The organism is Lacinutrix sp. WUR7, assembly GCF_016864015.1.
Taxonomy (GTDB): domain Bacteria; phylum Bacteroidota; class Bacteroidia; order Flavobacteriales; family Flavobacteriaceae; genus Oceanihabitans.
Genome location: NZ_CP045067.1, coordinates 2,760,136 through 2,779,418, shown reverse-complemented (window position 1 = coordinate 2,779,418; position 19,283 = coordinate 2,760,136). Strand labels below are relative to the sequence as shown.

The 19,283-nt window shown below is 30.8% G+C and carries 18 protein-coding genes; 5 read left to right on the top strand and 13 right to left on the bottom strand.

Annotated elements, in window-relative coordinates; all coding sequences use genetic code 11:
- Positions 1-138: 138 nt before the first annotated feature.
- The 8 genes from FG167_RS12170 to FG167_RS12135 form a co-directional block, all read right to left on the bottom strand.
- On the bottom strand, positions 139-2,790 hold the full coding sequence (locus tag FG167_RS12170) for a TrlF family AAA-like ATPase (RefSeq protein WP_203458520.1): 2,652 nt from the start codon (positions 2,788-2,790) through the stop codon (positions 139-141).
- Positions 2,791-2,955: 165 nt separating this feature from the next.
- Complete coding sequence (locus FG167_RS17515) at positions 2,956-4,161, bottom strand: 30S ribosomal protein THX (RefSeq protein ID WP_203458519.1); 1,206 nt, start codon at positions 4,159-4,161, stop codon at positions 2,956-2,958.
- A gap of 356 nt (positions 4,162-4,517) precedes the next feature.
- Positions 4,518-5,006 (bottom strand): nuclear transport factor 2 family protein, encoded by a 489-nt coding sequence (locus FG167_RS12160; RefSeq protein ID WP_203458518.1) that lies wholly within the window; start codon positions 5,004-5,006, stop codon positions 4,518-4,520.
- 128 nt (positions 5,007-5,134) lie between these two features.
- Positions 5,135-6,703, bottom strand: a complete 1,569-nt coding sequence (locus tag FG167_RS12155) for a serine hydrolase (RefSeq protein ID WP_203458517.1) — start codon at positions 6,701-6,703, stop codon at positions 5,135-5,137.
- A gap of 86 nt (positions 6,704-6,789) precedes the next feature.
- Positions 6,790-8,241, bottom strand: a complete 1,452-nt coding sequence (gene cls, locus FG167_RS12150) for a cardiolipin synthase (RefSeq protein ID WP_203458516.1) — start codon at positions 8,239-8,241, stop codon at positions 6,790-6,792.
- Positions 8,242-8,364: 123 nt separating this feature from the next.
- A complete protein-coding gene (locus FG167_RS12145; RefSeq protein ID WP_203458515.1) occupies positions 8,365-8,883 on the bottom strand; it encodes an NUDIX hydrolase in 519 nt (172 codons plus the stop codon).
- 36 nt (positions 8,884-8,919) lie between these two features.
- A complete protein-coding gene (locus FG167_RS12140; RefSeq protein WP_239004385.1) occupies positions 8,920-10,152 on the bottom strand; it encodes a glycosyltransferase family 4 protein in 1,233 nt (410 codons plus the stop codon).
- Positions 10,153-10,204: 52 nt separating this feature from the next.
- The gene (locus FG167_RS12135; RefSeq protein ID WP_239004384.1) at positions 10,205-10,669 is read right to left on the bottom strand and encodes a heme-binding domain-containing protein; all 465 of its coding nucleotides are present in this window, start codon (positions 10,667-10,669) and stop codon (positions 10,205-10,207) included.
- A gap of 53 nt (positions 10,670-10,722) precedes the next feature.
- On the opposite strand from FG167_RS12135, the gene FG167_RS12130 reads away from it, so the two are divergent.
- The 3 genes from FG167_RS12130 to FG167_RS12120 all read left to right on the top strand — a co-directional run bounded on the left by FG167_RS12130 (position 10,723) and on the right by FG167_RS12120 (position 13,497).
- The gene (locus FG167_RS12130; RefSeq protein ID WP_203458514.1) at positions 10,723-11,232 is read left to right on the top strand and encodes an adenylosuccinate lyase; all 510 of its coding nucleotides are present in this window, start codon (positions 10,723-10,725) and stop codon (positions 11,230-11,232) included.
- Positions 11,233-11,922: 690 nt separating this feature from the next.
- Entirely contained in the window at positions 11,923-13,266 is a 1,344-nt protein-coding gene (gene purB / locus FG167_RS12125) for an adenylosuccinate lyase (RefSeq protein WP_203458513.1), read from the top strand.
- 9 nt (positions 13,267-13,275) lie between these two features.
- Entirely contained in the window at positions 13,276-13,497 is a 222-nt protein-coding gene (locus FG167_RS12120) for a hypothetical protein (RefSeq protein ID WP_203458512.1), read from the top strand.
- 76 nt (positions 13,498-13,573) lie between these two features.
- On the opposite strand, the gene FG167_RS12115 is transcribed toward FG167_RS12120, so the two are convergent.
- The 4 genes from FG167_RS12115 to FG167_RS12100 all read right to left on the bottom strand — a co-directional run bounded on the left by FG167_RS12115 (position 13,574) and on the right by FG167_RS12100 (position 15,925).
- Positions 13,574-14,116 (bottom strand): DUF4252 domain-containing protein, encoded by a 543-nt coding sequence (locus FG167_RS12115; RefSeq protein ID WP_203458511.1) that lies wholly within the window; start codon positions 14,114-14,116, stop codon positions 13,574-13,576.
- A 183-nt stretch (positions 14,117-14,299) separates the two neighbouring features.
- Positions 14,300-14,893 (bottom strand): DUF4252 domain-containing protein, encoded by a 594-nt coding sequence (locus FG167_RS12110; protein ID WP_239004383.1) that lies wholly within the window; start codon positions 14,891-14,893, stop codon positions 14,300-14,302.
- A 98-nt stretch (positions 14,894-14,991) separates the two neighbouring features.
- On the bottom strand, positions 14,992-15,429 hold the full coding sequence (locus FG167_RS12105; protein ID WP_203458510.1) for a hypothetical protein: 438 nt from the start codon (positions 15,427-15,429) through the stop codon (positions 14,992-14,994).
- A complete protein-coding gene (locus FG167_RS12100; protein ID WP_203458509.1) occupies positions 15,416-15,925 on the bottom strand; it encodes an RNA polymerase sigma factor in 510 nt (169 codons plus the stop codon). Before FG167_RS12100 ends, FG167_RS12105 begins: the two co-directional genes overlap by 14 nt.
- Before the next feature lie 136 nt (positions 15,926-16,061).
- Between FG167_RS12100 and FG167_RS12095 the strand changes: the two genes are divergently transcribed.
- A complete protein-coding gene (locus tag FG167_RS12095) occupies positions 16,062-17,483 on the top strand; it encodes a S41 family peptidase (protein WP_203458508.1) in 1,422 nt (473 codons plus the stop codon).
- A complete protein-coding gene (locus FG167_RS12090) occupies positions 17,476-18,171 on the top strand; it encodes an adenine nucleotide alpha hydrolase (RefSeq protein ID WP_203458507.1) in 696 nt (231 codons plus the stop codon). Before FG167_RS12095 ends, FG167_RS12090 begins: the two co-directional genes overlap by 8 nt.
- 50 nt (positions 18,172-18,221) lie before the next feature.
- Here FG167_RS12090 and FG167_RS12085 read toward each other — a convergent pair whose 3' ends face one another.
- Positions 18,222-19,283, bottom strand: coding sequence for a YncE family protein (locus tag FG167_RS12085; protein ID WP_203458506.1), 1,062 nt, complete (start codon positions 19,281-19,283; stop codon positions 18,222-18,224).

The window sequence follows — 19,283 nt, the reverse complement described above, 5'->3', positions numbered from 1 at the left end:
AAAATACTAGCTAAAGTAGCAGTCTATTTGGTTATTTATTATCAAAGTTAGCATATAGAAATGGAATAGAAAGTGTGTTGGGGTTTTGAGGGTTGGTTGGAGATAGGAAGAAGTTATATACGGTGTTAGCTGCAGGCTTTACTTTATTCCGTAAATATCCTGTCTTTGAATAAATGCTCTTTTACCTCCTTCTAATATTTCACAACATATTTCCCTTGTTTCTAATCTGTCGATTGAACCTGAATTTAAAACGTGTGATTTAATACTTGTACTTTTCAAAGGAATTATTAATTCAGCATCACCTAATACAGCAATATTTGCATTGTGGGTTACAATGATTACTTGTCTTTGCTCTTTAATTTTTCTTAAATTTTTGACAATTGTTTTATAAATAAACTCACTATCTAAATTGTCTTCTGGTTGGTCAATAATTAGAGGTTTATTACTATCTGAAAGCATTAGAATACCTAATAGTACGGAATGTTGTTGACCTAAAGATAATTGTGAAATTGGTTTGCTATAATACTTGATTTCACCACTTTCTTCTTTTATTGATTTGGTAACTATTATAGAAGGAAAATCTTCAAAACGAAGCGATTCGTATTCTTCAAAATTATTATCTTCTAAAGTCTTGTTTATTATAGAATTAGCTTCAGAATCTGATATGACTTGATTACCATCATCATCAATTATGTTAGTAAAAATGTTTTTGTTTTCATTTTTACAAGCATCTACAAAATCAAAAGGAGATAAGTTTTCAGAAATCAATTTAGATTTTTTTAAATTACGCCAATCCATTTTTGACCTTAAAAGAGCTTCGAAATTTGGTGAAAATTTCCCTTTTTTATATTTTATTGAAATAAAAAATCCATCAATCGTATTTTTTAAATCATTATTTGCCTTTTTTGCAAACTTATTTCGTTCTGTATAGATATCATTTTTTATTTCTATTCGATTAGTTAAAAGCACCTCTCTTTCAGTAGATAATTCTTTTAGTTTTTTCTTGTCTAAATTTAATTTAGTTATTAGCTTTTGGTAATCTACAATATCTTTAGAAATTTGGTTTATTTTACCTAAATCAAATGGAATTCCTTGTTTTTGTAATTCGATTTTTTTAGTATCTATTTTAGCCTGTATTGACTTTTCCTTTTCTTTCCAATTATCTAGTTGTTCTTTAAGTTCAGTTATTTTTTTAGAAAGCTCAGTATTTAATTCACTAGATTTTAACTTTACAACTTTAGAAAAGTCAGATACAATTTCTTTTACTTTTTTAAAAAAGTCTTTACCAACTAAAATATCTTTGTCTTCTAAAGCTTCAAAACTTGTAAAAGTGTCATCATCACTTAGTATTTCTTGATAGTTTTTAATCAGTACATTCAAGTTGTTAATTAATTCACTTCTAATTCCACGCTCTTTTATCAAAGCATTTTGAAATTTAACTAATTCACCTGCCTTTTCTTTTTGTAGGTTTTCTAGTTTCTTTTGTTCGTTTTTTAAAGCCTTTTCTGTTTCTTTAAAAATTAATAATCCAATTCTTAGTTTTTTTGATTCACTTTGGTTTTCAAGTAATAAAGATATTAATTCGGTATCCTCTAAATTCTTAGTTCCAAGTTTTAAAAAACCATCTAGAAAATCAATCAAGACTTTAGGATTTTCGTCACTATGTTGAATTGTGTCGGCTGTTTCTCCTTGTCCATAAGTTTCTATGTCAACTTTAGATATTCCATTTATTGGGTCTGTGATGTTTTGTAATTCACTATTTTTCTCTCTTGTAAAATTAATTATTTGATTAGCTTCATCAATATACTTTAATTTAATTTTTTGAGGCCAAACATCTGAATCTACGACAGTTGATTTAGATTTATTTCCTGATGTTTCTCTTATTGTTTCTAATAATGTAGATTTTCCAGCCCCTCTACTACCTATAATACAAGTAAGGTTATTACTGAGCTTTATATTAATATTATCAAGTAATCCACCTTCAATTTCTATACTTTGAATAATTGGACGCATTTCGGGAACTTCATTTTCTAATCTTACTCTTGATTCGTGAGTTAATAAAGCTATTTTTATTGAATGAAAATTTAAATCATCAACTTTAAACCGTGTTAATTTTGTTTCTCCTTCTGCATTTGTACCTAACTTATCTAATGTATGTGAATCAGAAGACATTAATTTTGGAAGGGTATAATTGTCATCATATCCTAAATATTCTTTTCGAAGTTTTAAAAGCCTTTTTCTATCTGGACTTTCATCTAAATCGGTGTAAAAATTTAAACTTGTTCTAGAACTAATCTCTAGACCATACAAGTTTTCGTGTTTTAAAACTTCTTCAATTGGTGGTCCAAATCGTCCAATTGTTTTTTCAAATCCAGATGTTAATTCTATATGGGCAAGAACTCCAAATCCATTATAGTTTTTTGCGAAGTTCAAACATTCTACAATGCCTTGATTACAAATCTTTTTATCCTCACTAATAGTTAAGTTTCCGAAAAAGTCTCTTAAGTTTTTGTATGTCTCAAAATAAACTAATAAGTGTCCTTGAGTTGTACTTAATTCAACACCTGGTATAACTAAAATATCTTTCCCTTTAGCGTATTCTATTGCAGTATGAGAATTTTGAATCTCATTATGGTCAGTTATACTAATAATACTAAGTTTTTTTTCAATTGCTGTATCTACAATTGCAAAAGGAGTCATTAATGTATCATTAACATCAAATGAGCCAAATTCACCAAAAGAATGAATGTGTAAATCTGCTCTTAAAAATTTAGCTCCTATATTTTCCATTTATTGTATTTTGATTATTAGTTCAGGTGTCGTTTTTTCAGCTTGCAGGTAACGTGTTTAAGCACTAAATTTAGCAAATAAAAACCGAATAGAAAATCCGCGAGGGTTTTCGTAAGCAAGCTAGAACTAGCAATAAATTATATACGGTGTTATGCATAGTTATTTTTAATGATTGTAAAATGTTTCTATTATACCTTTGGTGTTAATATGAATTTCATAATAATTTCCATTAAACCTTATTAACCTATCTCCATATCGACTAAACCTTTGATCTGGATTATTTGTAAAGTGGCTATTAATATCATCTTCTAAAAGATGAAGACTAGTTTTAATTAAATCCTCAATATCCTTTAATTCATAAGGTATTCTGCTCTTGTCTGCATTATATTTACCGATGTTACAGAAGTTACAATGTCGAAACACCACGTGCATAAATCCCTTAAAATCTAATATGATTTTTGGGTTTGTACCATAAATAATAATTTTGTCTTCATATCTTATTCCAATTTGGATTAAGCCAGCGTATAAACCTAAATGTTCTCGTATTTCAAGAGGTTTGTCTGGATTTATGCCAGCTTTTGCAAATTCGTAGTTAACGACTTTTTTCGCTAATTCAAGTTTGTTTTTAAGTACTTCGTCTGAATAAGTTGTTATTTTACTAATATCAAATAAGACATCTTCAACTAGAAAAGCGAATTCAATTTTTCTTTCTTCTATTATTTCGTTATGAATATACCTTGGTTCAGTTTCAACTATCTCAAGTGACTTTTGAATAGCCATCATTTTTAGTTTTTCGAAATCAATTAAACTATCTGATTGGTCTATTCTTCTCCGAAATAATTGATATAACATTTTGAAAGATTTAAGATTACCTAAATCGTCTGAAATTTTTATTATTAATGGTTCTTCTAGTTTTTTGTTTTTCTTTCTGAAATATGTTGGATTACGTTTATATGCATAAGAACTGGCATTTAAAATATCAGTGTTATTAAATCCTTCAGTAAAAAGTAAGTTAATTTGTTCTTCTTTTAAACGATCTTTTATTAAAGTCGTAAATAAAGTTTTTCCATCTGTTTCATATTTAACTCCTGAATTCAATTTGATTTTAAGAAGGCGTCTTTCTTTTTTTGTATAATATAATATACCAGTAATCATTTCTCCATATTTAATGAAGCTCTCTGAATTCTTTTTAAATATAATTGTTGCAGTATAATCAAATCTGCCAATGTCAAAAAACAATCTTTCTCTTGACCAATATCTAAAGTCTTTAGGTTTTATAAAATGTCTAGAACTCTCTTTTTTAACTCTCGTTTTACCGTAAGATTTTTTAGATATTTTTCCTTTTTTGGTTTTTTTATCTCCTTTACCCATTGAGTAGACTTCGATTTTTCCTAATTATGCATAACTATTTTATAAAAACACAAAACCAACCTTTAGCACCCTTTACCGGCTACATAAACATGGTTTCCTATTAAATGCCAAAAATCAGCAATTCCAAAAAATCAAAAAGAGGATAGTATGGAGATAATTAATTAATAGCGAGTACAATATATAAAATACTTTTATTTAAATATTACGGAAAACCGTAAAGCATGCAACGATTCTAATTCATTTTTAAAGTTCCCCCAATTTTAAGGTCTCCTGGATATAAAAAATAGCGAAAGAAGTCAAACTCCAATCGCTATGCTTTAATATACTTTACAAAAGGGGTTATAAATCCCTTAAAATCATTCTTTTATTGGGGTTAGTGGCGAATGATGCTCATGCACAATTTTCCAGCCGTCTTTGGTTTTAACAAATAACAAGGTAAATTGATCTTGAACTATTACTAGGTCTTCGCCAAATTTTAAATGAAAATTGGAATGAAAAGTAACATTAGCCACATCCCCATAAACAGCAATTTGTAAATCTTCTGCTTCAAATTTAACGACTTCGGTTACCGCGCCAAAAACATCGCGTTCATAGGCTTCATTGCCTTCGCTTCCTATTCGCTTCTCTCCTCCTTTAAACTCGGTAAACTTTGGACCATAGGCATGGAAAGAAATGAGTTTATCCATATCACCATCTTTAATACTTTGAGCAATAGCCCCAAAGGTTTCGATGACTTCTTGTTGTGCTTCTGGAAATGGATCGTTTATTACATCTGTTTGCGCAATGCCTTCTGCAAACAACAATCCGAAAATTAGAAATAATACATTGGTTAATCGTGTTCTCATAATAATACGTTTTAGAAAAATGAATAGCTTATATTTAATTACACCTAAGTAATTGATTATAAATATATTACAAATTTTTTAAACACCCATATGAATAGGTGATTACTATAATTTCATGCCTCCTTTTTTTATTCTGCTACTCGCTTCAAATCTAAATCGTGAAAATCAAAACTAAAATCGATATTTGGTGAGATTCCTTTTAATTTTATGCTTTGCGCTTTTCCTTTTTCATCTAAAGCAAAGGTTACAAAGGCATCGGCATTCATGTCTTGATACTCCCATTTTATAGCAAAGGTTTCGTCTTCATAAAATTGTAATGGACCATTTAACTTAGGTGAACGCTGAAACTTAAGCCATAACTGATCGTCTTTCATAAACACTTCGCAAGCACCAAACCAACTGTCTGTATACCGTCCCAAATATGTATTTACATCTATGAATTCATCTTTTAAGCTATCTACCTTTTTCCATACTTTATCGGTTATTGCATCTCCTTTACTTTCTTTAGATTTTAAGTAGTCTGAATATTTGTCAATCCACTTAAAATCATCCATTTCCAAATACATATCTAAAATGGTGTGTGATACGGAAGAAAATAAGCCGCCACCATCCTCACTGGTATTAGTAAGAATAACAATACCTAAATCCATATCTGGAATTAATACCGTTTGCGACAACATTCCTGGTAAACCTCCAGTATGTTCTACTTTCATGTTTCCTTTAACATCCGACAAAAACCAACCTAATCCATACCCAGAAAAATGCGAATTGTAGCGCGGATTTTTATTAACCCCCATAACCGTATGAATTTTCCACATTTCGTCATGATTGGTTGCTGAGAAAAGTTCCTTGTCCAATTTTTCTCCATATTTCCCATCGTTTAAATGGAGTAACATCCATTGGCATAAATCGTCTACATTAGAAAATATACCACCAGCAGCACCATTCATCATTTCTTTAAAAGTGGGAATTACTTGTATATTACCAGCATCTGTAGCATGTGAAGCAGACAAATTTGAGGTGTCTTTTATATTTGCTAAAGAGGAAAAGGTATTATCCATTCCTAAAGGTTCCAGTATTCGTGTTTTAGTAAATGCTTCCCAAGTCATTCCGCTTTTTCTGGCAATCAATTCGCCTGCAACGATATACAATAAATTATCATAATCCCATTTCGTTCGAAAAGCAGAAGAAGCTTTAAAATGCTGAAAACTAGAAAGCAAATCCTTCATAGTAAAATCTGTTCCATCAGGAAAAAACATTAAATCTCCCATTCCTAAAGGCAATCCACTGCGATGGGTTACTAAATCTAGAATACTAAAATTATCTTCTACATAGTCATTATACATGGTGAATTCAGGAATATGATCCTTAACTTTATCCTCCCAATTTATTTTACCTTCCTCTACTAAAATTGCCAAGCCAGCAGTAGTAAACGCTTTACTATTAGATGCTATTGCAAATTGGGTATGTTCATTTACAGGTTCTTTAGTTGCGATAGATTTTACTCCATAACCTTTGTTATGAATTATCTTTCCATCTTTCACAACAGCAATTGCAGTCCCTGCAACGTTAAACTTTGTCATGGCATAATTCACTATAGAATCGATTTGCTTGGAGGATACTTGTGAAAAAACAGTATTGGTTAGTAATAAGACAAATAGTAAAATACTAAAATGTTTCGCTTGGGAACCTTTCATAATTTAAATGGATTAAACGTTGCTTAAATGTAGTAATTAATATTTTAACAGACTGTACTTCTTCTTGTTGTACTTTAAACAAACACTTAAAGTAATGGAGAAAAAAGACGTGCAATTTTTTCGAAGAACTTTATGTATTTTGGTCTATTCTGCCAAGCTTGCATATTGATTTTATCGGCATTTTCTATATCTTGATAAAAGGCATTTTTAAGTTGAATTGTTATTTCTTCATCATAAACAATGGCATTTACTTCAAAATTCAAGTCAAAACTTCTAATATCCATATTTGCTGTTCCAACAATTGCTATTTCATCGTCTATCACCAAAGTTTTAGCATGTACAAAACCTTTTTGATATTTATAAATTTCTACTCCTGCTTTTAAAAGTGCATTATAATAAGAACTAGATGCAAAATTTGCCAATTTAGAATCGGAAATACCGGGAACTAGAAGTTTTACAGCTAAGCCACTATTTCCTGCAATTATAAGCGCATCTAAAAGACTATCACCTGGAATAAAATAAGGAGTTGTAATTAGAATTTCTTTTTTAGCTAAACAAATAGCTTGAAACATAGAGAAAAGAATAGTTGGTGTATCTGAATCTGGACCACTAGCGGTTATTTGCACCATCTTATCTTGTGCAGATATGAATGTTTCTTTTTGAGGAAACAAACCATCTTTTATGGCAATAGAATCATTAGCACAAAAATTCCAATCACATAAAAACAGAAATTGTAAATACCATGTTGCTGGTCCGTGAATCATTAAGTGTGTATCTCTCCAAAACAGCTGATTCTTTTGGTTATTAATATATTTATCACTTACATTTATTCCACCTACAAAGGAAATGCTTCCATCAACAACAATAATTTTTCTATGGTTTCTATAATTGATCCTACTAGCAAATGCATAAAACTTTATTTCGTAAAAAGGATAGGTTTGCACTCCTGCTGCTTTTAATTTTGGAATACATTTCCCTCTAATAGAACGACTTCCAAAATCATCATAAATAAATCTTACTTTAATACCTTCTTTAGCTTTTTTAATTAGTAAATCAATCAATGCATTACCAATAGTATCATCTTGAAAAATATAATATTCTATATGAATATGATGCTTAGCGTTTTCTATTGCTTTAAAAACTTCTGGAAATTTATTTTCCCCATTAAGAAGAAGTTTTACATCATTATTATTTGTTAACGGACTTAAATTTTCTTTTAAAACGAGATTCACTAATTTCTTATTACTCTTTACAGCGGCATCTCCTTCTTGCAAAATGTCTTTAGAATATTTAATTAGTTCTTTTTCTAAGTCGCCTTGCAAATGCAAATTATCTGAAAGTTTTTTATCATACATCTTTCGTTTTCTGTAATTAATTCCGAAAGAAAAGTATATAATCATCCCAACTATTGGCAAAAATATAGCGAGTAGCACATAAGCTATGGCTTTCGTGTTGTTGTCTGTATCAAAAATGATACGAAAGCATACAAAAATGAGTATTATTACATAAACTACTTGAGCAATTAGAATCCAATTCATACTATTTTTATTAGTTTAACCTACGCTCTTCTTCTACCTATTTACCACAATTTAAGACTTAATATACAACCGTTCACTCATAAGGATAATTATTTGCGATTTCTTAGTTGCTAGTTTAAATATTTACTTTAAATTTTCTGCTATTAGCGTTAACAAAAAAGTTTCTCGTTCAATAGACATTCCTTTTTTATCACTTGTAGCCATGGTTTCTTTATTGTGTTTTATGGCTTCATGAATATTAATCCAAACGGCTTTCATTCCATTTTTAGTTTCATAAAGCTCTAAGTTCGATTCGCCAAGTTCTTTATTAATCTCACAAGTATAGCAATAAGAAATCATGTGTTGCACATCAAAACCTGTTTTATACCAAGGTCTGTATTCTTCGTAAATACCAAAGGGCTTAATGTTTCTAATTTCTTCAGCTCCAGTTTCTTCACTAAGCTCTCGCATCATGCCATCCACTTTATCTTCACCTAAATCTAAACCTCCTCCTGGAAGACTATAATCATCATATCGTTGCGTATACATCAATAAAATACTATTTCCTTGAACAGCGATACTCCTAGTAGCTAGCCTTGTGAAAACAGATTTATTTTCTAAAGTTTGCACTTCAGGATGGTAATGGGTTTTTAAATTTTGCATTTAGAAATTCTAATAATTGGGTTTACAATACTAAGCTTATTTATTCTTCGCTTCTATCCACTTACTCATAAACTTCGTGCTTTGTAAGGTGTGATGCATGAGTATTTGTCCGGTAAAGTTGTTTTGCCTATGATTGTTTAGTTGTTTTATAGTTTCATCAAGAAGGGTTACAAATCCTTTTTCTATTTTGCTTTTATCAAAACGAAAATTAATTACTTGAAAACCGTTTTGTTGTTTTTCTTTCCAAAGGTTTTCATTAGTATAAAGTTCGGCTGCTTTATCTGTGAATTCTTGCGGATTATTTGTAACAAATCCGTTGGCTTGTAAATTACCAAACATACCTTCTGCTCCAATAGTTGTGGTAACACAAGGTGTTCCGTTTTGCATGGCTTCTATAAGTTTTCCTTTTAAACCTGCACCAAATCGAATGGCAGCCAAACATACTTTTGCATTTTGCATGACTTGATTAGCATCTTCGGTAAATCCTTTTATTAAAAAGCCTTCTTTTGCATTGTGTAACTGATTTACTTTCTGGCTTACATACGATCCGTAAACATGCATTTCTGCTTTAGGTAATTGTTTGCGTATTAAGGGCCAAATCGTTTTTTTTAAGTATAAAACGGAATTATAATTCGGTTCATGTATAAAATTACCAATGGTTATGAAATGCTTTCTTTCTTCAAATTTTGGAAGTTTACGCATTGCTTCGGAAGAAATTGGATCTAGCATAAATGGTAAATAATGCAATAAAGCTGCATCTACTTTAAAACGAAGCTTTAAAAGTTCCATTTCTGCTTCCGAAATAATCAAAGTGACATCACATCTATAGATACTTGCAATCTCGCGTTTTGCGGTATCGTTAAAAAGGTAGTCGTCTGTAAAAGGCTGTTTCTCTTTAAAGGCTTGCTGTCTTCCTTTTCTTAAAAAATGAAGGTCTTCGGTATCTAGAATTCGTAATGCATTTGGACAATTTTCAGCCACTCGCCATCCAAATTGTTCTTCCATCATAAACCTATCAAATAAAACAACATCTGGTTTTAATTCGTCAATGAAAGTATCAAAACTAGCATTATTTAACTCGATGGTAACTTGCGAAACCCCAATGGTTGTTAAGTCGAAGGCATTATCACTTTTTGCACAAGGACTTGCAAAGGTTATCTGATAGTTTTGATTTAGAAAGACTTGAATAATTTGCATCATTCTACTTCCTGCGGCAGAACTTTTAGGCTCTGGCCATACAAATCCGATAATTAGTAGGTTTCTGGACACGAATGTTTATTTTTTTCGGATTACTAAATGAAGATGGAACACTGCTTACTAGTTATTCTGGTTTGGAAACCAGGCTATATTTTAATCGTACATTTTTTGCCCATTCTATTACAGAAGCTCTTTGTGCGTCTGTAAGTTTAGCTTCGGTATGTATCCAAGTATACGAATCAAGAGGCATTTCTTTGTCTTCTACCATTTCGATAAGTTCATCAAACTTATGGTCTTTCTTTTTAACAGAATTCGCTTCCCAACCAGATACATTAAAATGTTTTTTTCCATCATTTACATGACTTGCTAACCAATAATTTACTGGTGTAATTTTATTATACCAAGGATAGTTGGTTACATCACTATGACAATCATAACAGCTTGTTTGCAAAATAAGCTTTACATCTTCTGGCGGATTGGTTTCTGTTTCAAAAGCCGCAATAGAGGTTAGTTCTCCTTCATTTCTAGCTGGACCTAAAAACTGAGCAATTATAAATAAAACAACTAAAGGTAAAAGAATCTTTTTCATAATTTATATCTGTTTTTTTTGATTAATTTTAGACATTAAAAATACTAAATCTTTTGACGACAGCACAACTCTATCAAGAATTAAATTATGTAAATCACTCGCGAGAAAAACGTTTGTATTATGCCAATTTGGTGATGGATAATCCCAATTTAATCCCGAAACTATTAGAAATCTTATTTTCGGTAGACGATAAGATCTCCCCTCGTGCTGCTTGGGTTTTTGAGTTTATGTGTAAAGAAAATCTGGAAGAAGCGATTCCGTATCTCGATTATTTCACCGAAAACATGCACAAAGTACATCAAGATTCTGCGGTTAGACCGGTTGCAAAAGTTTGTGAGTATTTAGTAAATGCGTATTATTCTAGAACCGAAAATATAATTAAAACGGCATTACTTCCGAGGCATCGTGAAAAAATTATAGAAGTCTGTTTTGATTATATGATAAACGATGAAAAAATTGCGCCAAAAGCATACGCTATGAATTGTTTGTTTCTGCTTGGTAAGGATTATGATTGGATTCACCCAGAACTTGTACTTATTTTAGAGCGTGATTTCCAGATGTAAAGCTCCGGATTTAAAGCACGAGCAAAACAGATTATAAAAAAGGTAAAAGGAAAATCTTTACCTAAAACATAATTACTATTTGCTCCTTCCTTTAGCTAAAGGAAGGTGGGTTTTGCTTTAGCATAACTCGGATGGTTTGTAGAAAAAGGCGAAGCACTTTTTAAATCCGCAAATGCAAATAGAAAAAACACAAGTTTTAACTCCTCTTTCTTTAAATTCCTTTTAAGAGAATTTAAGTTCATTCTCCTCTTTAAAAAAGAGGAGAGCAATAAACGACAAGCTTTTAACCTGTTTTATTCTCTATATTTTTTTTCCATTCTAATACTCCAAACTATAATTAAATAGACAATTACAGATGTAGTAAAAAATATAATTATTACCGGTTCCTTCCTTTAGCTAAAGGAAGGTGGGTTTTGCTTTAGCCTAACTCGGATGGTTAGTAGAAAAAGGCGAAGCACTTTATAAATCCACAAATGCATTAAAAACCACAAGTTTTAACTCCTCTTTCTTTAAATTCCTTTTAAGAGAATTTAAATGCATTCTCCTCTTAAAAAAAAGAGGAGAGCGTCTAATATTCTATTACTAAATTCAAAGAACAACTTCTACGTTACTCATATTAGTATCTTCAAAATATTCTTTTTAACAGCTAAAAAACCTATCTTTGCCACTTCTTAAAAAACAACACACACTATGTCTTTAAACACACTAAATGCCATTTCACCAATTGATGGAAGATACCGAAATAAGGTAGATGAATTAGGTAAATACTTCTCTGAAGAAGCGCTTATTAAATATCGCGTTTTAGTAGAAATTGAATATTTCATTGCACTTTGCGAAATTCCATTACCGCAATTAGAATCGGTAAACAAATCGGTTTTCGAAGATTTAAGAGCAATTTACACCAACTTTTCTACAGCAGATGCTTTAGCAATTAAAGACATTGAAAAAGTTACCAATCATGATGTAAAAGCTGTTGAATATTTTATAAAAGAAAAATTTGACAAGCTTGGTTTACAGGCATATAAAGAGTTTATCCATTTTGGACTAACCTCTCAAGACATCAACAATACTGCAATTCCGTTAAGCATTAAAGATGCTATGAACGATGTGTATGTACCAGAATATTTTATAGTGCTTAACCGATTAAAAGAACTAGCAAAAGATTGGGCACATATACCTATGCTAGCAAGAACACATGGTCAACCTGCTTCTCCTACGCGATTAGGAAAAGAAATTGAAGTATTTGTAGTGCGTTTAGAAGAACAGTTTAATTTATTAAATGATGTACCTAGTGCAGCAAAATTTGGTGGAGCAACTGGAAACTTCAATGCGCACAAAGTGGCATATCCAAATATAGATTGGAGAGCTTTTGGAAGTACTTTTGTACAAGAAAAACTTGGCTTACAACATTCTTTTCCAACCACACAGATTGAGCATTATGATCACATGGCTGCTTTGTTTGACGCTTTAAAACGCATAAACACCATTATTATAGATTTAGATAGAGATATCTGGACTTATGTTTCCATGGAATACTTTAAGCAAAAAATTAAAGCAGGTGAAGTTGGAAGTAGTGCAATGCCTCATAAAGTAAATCCTATTGATTTTGAAAACTCGGAAGGAAACTTAGGAATTGCAAATGCTATTTTTGAACATCTTTCTGCCAAATTACCAATATCTAGATTACAACGTGATTTAACAGATAGTACGGTTTTACGTAATGTTGGTGTACCTTTTGGACATACTTTAATTGCTTTTAAAAGTACTATAAAGGGTTTAAATAAATTATTATTAAATGAAGCTAAATTTGCTGAAGACCTAGAAAATAATTGGGCAGTTGTAGCAGAAGCCATACAAACCATATTAAGAAGAGAAGCGTATCCTAATCCGTACGAAGCTTTAAAAGGTTTAACAAGAACGAATGAAAAGATTACAAAACAGTCTATTTCAAATTTTATTGATACCTTAGAAGTATCTAACGAAATTAAAGCAGAGTTAAAAGTAATTTCGCCTAGTAACTATACAGGAATATAAATTTATTTTATGCTAACAGACAATCAATCGATATTACTTTGCGGAATAGTAATAGTGTCCTTTGTCTTTTTTGGAATGTTAGATATTTTAGATAATATTTTTATTGCTTGCCCCATTATTATAGTCTTTCTTGTTATTGTTATCAATTTAATTGTGACGAAAAGAATTCCGGAAGCCGAAGAACTAGAACAAATTAAAAAAGCGGAAGAAACTCCTTCTGAAGAAATCTAAAAAAATAAATTTCACACATAGAAAAGGCTTACCATTTAGGTAAGCCTTTTCTATTGAAAATTAAGGAACTATTTTTTTATTTAAAAAACTCCAATAACCCTTTTAATTGTGTGTCATCTACTTTTCCTTTATTCATAGATTCTGCAAGTCTTACTAGTTTTGCCGGACTCATATCGTTTCCTAAAACACGTAAAACACCAAAACCATATTCTTTAGAACTTCCAAAGACTATAAACTCATTAGCAAGATCATTATCTCCTATATATTTTACAGATATTTTAGAACCAAACATATTAAAATCACCTAGCTCAATATATCTTTCATCTTTTAAAATAGAAGCTATCTTAGCCTTTTCTATGGTATAGGTTTCTTGATTGGTACTGTCTAATTTAAAGCCTAAAAAATTCAGCTTATTTATAGAGTTATATGCGTCTTTTTCGTCTTCAGAAAGATCTGCATTTTCAAAGTCCACAATACTTGTAGGTATATCTACAGTTGTAAAACTTGCGGTTTCTTGATTATCTACAAAGTACGTTTGTAAAGATTCTTTATTGTTACAACTTACTAACAGAGTAACTATTAGTAAGCTGAACAATATTGTTTTGATTGATGTTTTCATGTGTATATATTATTTGTTTTTTATTGGTCACATGTTGCTTCTTTAATAGTCATTCCATTAGGTATCGAATGCTCGGTATGGAAGGTTCATGTGTATATATTATTTGTTTTTTATTGGTCACATGTTGCTTCTTTAATAGTCATTCCATTAGGTATCGAATGCTCGTTATAGAAGTTTCATAGTTTATTTTTTATCTTCTAAGTGTTCTCCTCCAGGAATGTTCATTTTCTTAGTAAGTTTAGAAACTTGCTTTAAATCGATATCTCCTGTTAAAGATACAATGACAGTTTCAAATTTACGTTGCTCACCGTTTACAGAAACATTAGAACCTTCCATGTGTTTGCTTATTCCGTTTACAAAAATTAAAAGCTCTTGTACATGATCTTCATCCTTTCCTTGTTTGATATAGAATTTAATTACTGTTCCATCATCTTTAACTTCCATTAACTCTTCTAAGCTACTTGCTTTAGAGTTTACCCAAGAAGATAAATCTGCAGAAATACTACCTTTTTCAGTAATAATAGTTTTTAAACTAGTAATACTATTTACCATTTCTAAGTATTCATTTGCTTCTGGATCATCGGTATCTATATCTATTTTTGCTAACATTTGAAACATTTTTGGTTTAATGTTTACATACGTTACATCTACATTGTCGCTATATTTTGTAAAAACATCTTGTGCCATAGATGTTAAAGGCATCATTAATAAAGCCATTGCGACTAAGATTACATTCTTTTTCATTTTGTTTATTTTATTATTTATTTGTGTGTTCATTTTTGTAGTATTTATTTGTTATTAATTGTAAAAAGGTGTTCGCCTATTCCACTATTTCATTTGTTTTAAAATAAGATGGATGGCTCGGTACATTTTTTCTATTTTTTAAAAATTAGACTTGTTGTGTTTTCTACTTCTGCTAGATAATTAATACTTGAAGCTCCTTTATTGAATTGCGTAGAAATCATTTCTAAAGATTTTTTTACTTCAAGATATGCCATTTCAGGATCTTCATAAGTACCTAAATCTTCTGCGGAAGTTAGAGGCGATTTAAAATAAAATCCTAACATAAGAACTGCTACTGCTGCGACAGAAATCCATGCATACAAATTGTTTTTGTTAGATTTTAATGGAACGTCTTTAGTAAACTTTTCTTCTTGGCTTATAGAAAAATAAGCAAACATTGGTTTATACATTTCTAAATGTGGCGCTACAGTCTCTTGTTCAAAATAGTCTTTTAACTGCTGCTCTTCTTTTAGCGATGTTTCGCCATTATTGTACTTTTCTAGTAATTGTTCTATATTATTTAACACCATAATTGTGTGTTTTTGTTAATTTTTCTCTTATTGTTTTTCTTGCTCTAGACAATGCTACTCGCACTGCTGTATTATTCATATCAAGCATCTTGCCAATTTCGTCAAAATCATATTGCTCAATATCTCTTAATTGTACTACCATTTTTTGTTGCTCTGGTAAATCTTCCATTATTTTAGCAACCCAATGCACACTATCACTAAATTCTAATTGCTTTTGCAAAGACGTATTGTTGTCTTGATAGTTACTATGTACCAACTTTAAATTTTGTGCTTGTTTCGATTTTAACTTATCCAAACAAAAATTCTTCGTCATGGTCATAGAAAATGCTTCTACGTTTTTATACTCTTGTATCTTGGTTTTATTTTTCCATAATTTTAAAAGCACTTCTTGTGTTGCATCTTCGGCTTCTTCTCTAGACACCAACAAACGTTTTGCTAAACGAAACACCTTATCTTTAAAGGGCATTACAATATGTAAAAACTCTGTTTGTGTCATTATTTTGATTCTGGTTATAAAACTGCTTGGTAAGGGCGGTTTCTATTACGACGAACTACTCTATATTTTGTTACAATTTATTTTTAATTGCAGATAAAATAAGTACTTTTAAAAGAAAAAAAGAAATCTTATCATTATGAATATAATTAAAAGAATTGCACTTCTATGCTTCGCAGCATCTTTATGTACTGCTTGTTTTGAAGACCTAGATGATAATCCTGTTACAGGTAAAGATATTAAAGACTTTGTTTATAAAGGAATGAACTATGCTTATTTATATAAAGAAAACAAACCCGATTTAGCAAATGATAGATTTTCAACGGATAGCGATTACTCCAATTATTTAAATGGTTTTGAATCTCCGGAATCTTTATTTGAAAATTTAATTTATGACAGACAAAGTATAGATAGATTTAGCTGGATCACGAATGATTATATTGCTTTAGAACAATCTTTTAGTGGTACCAGAAAAAGTAATGGTTTAGAGTTCGATTTTTATTTTGAGCCTGGGAGTACTACCAATGTTTTTGGAATTATAAAACTGGTTTTAAATAATAGTCCTGCGGAAGATCAAAACCTGCAACGCGGACAAATATTTAATGCTGTCGATGGTATCGATTTAACCGAAAATAATATTAGTTCCTTATTAAATCAAGATAGCTATACCTTAAATATTGCAACCTATAATGACAATAATACACCAAATGACGATAGTGATGACACTATTGAAGCAACTTCAGAATCTGTATCCTTAAGCAAAATAGCTTTTACCGAAAACCCTGTATATAAAACTGAAATACTAGAAGTGAACAATCAAAACGTTGGTTATTTAATGTACAATGGTTTTACTGCAGATTTTAACAACCAACTTAATAATGCCTTTGCAACTTTACAAAGTAATAATGTGCAAAACTTGGTTTTAGATTTACGTTATAATCCTGGTGGATCAGTAAATACTGCAGCACTTTTAGGAAGTATGATTACCGGACAATTTAACGGAGAAATCTTTTCGAAATTAATATATAACAACGATTTACAAAGTAGTAATACCGAATATCGTTTTACAAACTCTTTCGACGGAAACAGTATAAACAGTCTGAATCTGCAAAAAGTATACATACTAACTACCAATGCATCTGCTTCTGCTAGTGAAATGGTTATTAATAGCTTAAAAGCCTACTCGCAAATAGAGGTTATTCAAATTGGGGTTGAAACTAGAGGGAAATCGCAAGCATCTATAACTATTTACGATTCTCCAAATTTTAAACGAAATGGCGTAAATCCGTTACATACATATGCACTCCAACCATTAGTCGCAAAAACGATAAACAAATTAGATGTTAGTGTTCCTAATGAAGGGCTAATTCCAGACATTATATTACAAGAAACACCAAATAATTATGGCATTTTAGGAAATGAAAACGAACCGTTACTTGCTGCAGCATTACAGCATATTTTAGAAAACGGAAGATATGTACAACCTCAAACCAATAACTTTAATAAATTAAGTACCAAAGTAGATTACCATCCTTTTGAAAATGACATGTACATTGAGTAATAAAACATACTTTAATTGGAGCACTGGAAAAGATGCTGCTTTAGCATTGCATTACTTGCTTCTAGACGAAAATTTTTCTGTAGAGAAATTAGTCACAACCATTAACGCACATTACCAAAGAGTGACTATGCATGGTTTGCCGGTTTCCTTATTAAAAAAGCAAACAGAAGCTATTGGAATTCCGTTACAAATTATAGAGTTGCCCGAACAGCCAAGCATGACCGATTATGAAACCATCATGCATACAGCTTTAAACAAATTAAAAACAGAACACTTTACATATAGCGCTTTTGGAGATATTTTTTTAGAGGATTTAAAAAAGTACCGAGAAGATAATTTAAGTAAACTTGACATTTCTTCTATATTCCCGCTTTGGAAAAAAAACACTAAAGCATTGATTACAGAATTTCTAGACTTAGGTTTTAAAGCAGTAATCGTTTGTGCTAGTGCCAAATATTTCTCGGAAGACTTTGTTGGAAAAACCATTACTCCAGAACTTATTGAAAACCTACCAAAAGAAGTGGATCCTTGTGGAGAAAATGGAGAGTTTCATACCTTTTGTTACGATGGTCCAATATTTAAATCACCAATTCCTTTTACTATTGGAGACAAAGTATATCGGGAATACGATACTCCCAATGCTAAAAATGAAAAAACCGGTTTTTGGTTTTGCGATTTAATTGCATAAAAAAAGCCACTCGAAGGAGTGGCTTTTTTATTATAATTAAAGACTGAAGTTTAATTAAAATAGATTTTTGAAGCATTTACTCCTACTGTAAAAGTATTTTCTAAAGTGTTTGTTGTTAAGTCATATACATTAAGGTCTCCTAAAGATGCAAAATCTTTAGCATCTGTTACAAATAGTTTATCTCCTTTTACAGCCATTCCATAGGTGTTAATAGTTCCTAAATTAACAATAGATGCTGTTGGTAATGAAGAAGAAGTTTCACTCATTACAAAAACTTCGTTATTCGCTTGGTAATAAATTTCCCCATTATCAGAACTCATTTGACTTGGGTGCACACCAGCAGCAAAATTTAGCGTTTCGGTTACTGTGTTTGTTGTTACATCTATTTTAGATATTGTTGCATTCGTTTCACTTCCAGACCATCCAGGTTTTCCTTCGCATAACACAACAAGTTCACCACTATTATTAATAAACATTTCATCTGGAACATCATTTACAGTAATAGTAGTTGTCAAATTAGTATTGGCATCAATAACCGTAATAATATTGTTAAAAGACCAACCACCTTTATGTGAAACGTAGATTTTTCCGTTATTACTAATAATTTGTTCTGGTCCTTCTCCTACCGGAATAGTACTTTCTACTGTATTTGTAGACAAATCAATAACAGCAATAAAATCATCAATAGCATCTGAACCACTTCCCCAATTACTAACATACCCTTTTCCGTTAGCAAAACTAATATATCTTGGTGTATACAAACCTGTAGTGATAGCAGTTTCTTTTTTAAAAGTATAACGATTAACTACATTTATTGTGTTCACATTATCAGAAATAATATAAGCTTGATTACCATCAAAACCTATAGATTGTAGATAAACCCCTAAACTTTCCGTGTTTACATTCGCATAAATATCGTTTTCTACAATAGAAAAATCATTAGAAATATAGGATACTGAAGAAGGTCCTCCTTCTGCACTTACTAAAATACCATTTTCATAATCTCCTAAAGGCTCTTGAGGGGTTGAAAAATTATCGTCATCACTACTACAAGATGTGATTAATAATCCCAAAAAGAGAGTAAAAGCTAAAAATTTAAATTGTTTTTTCAT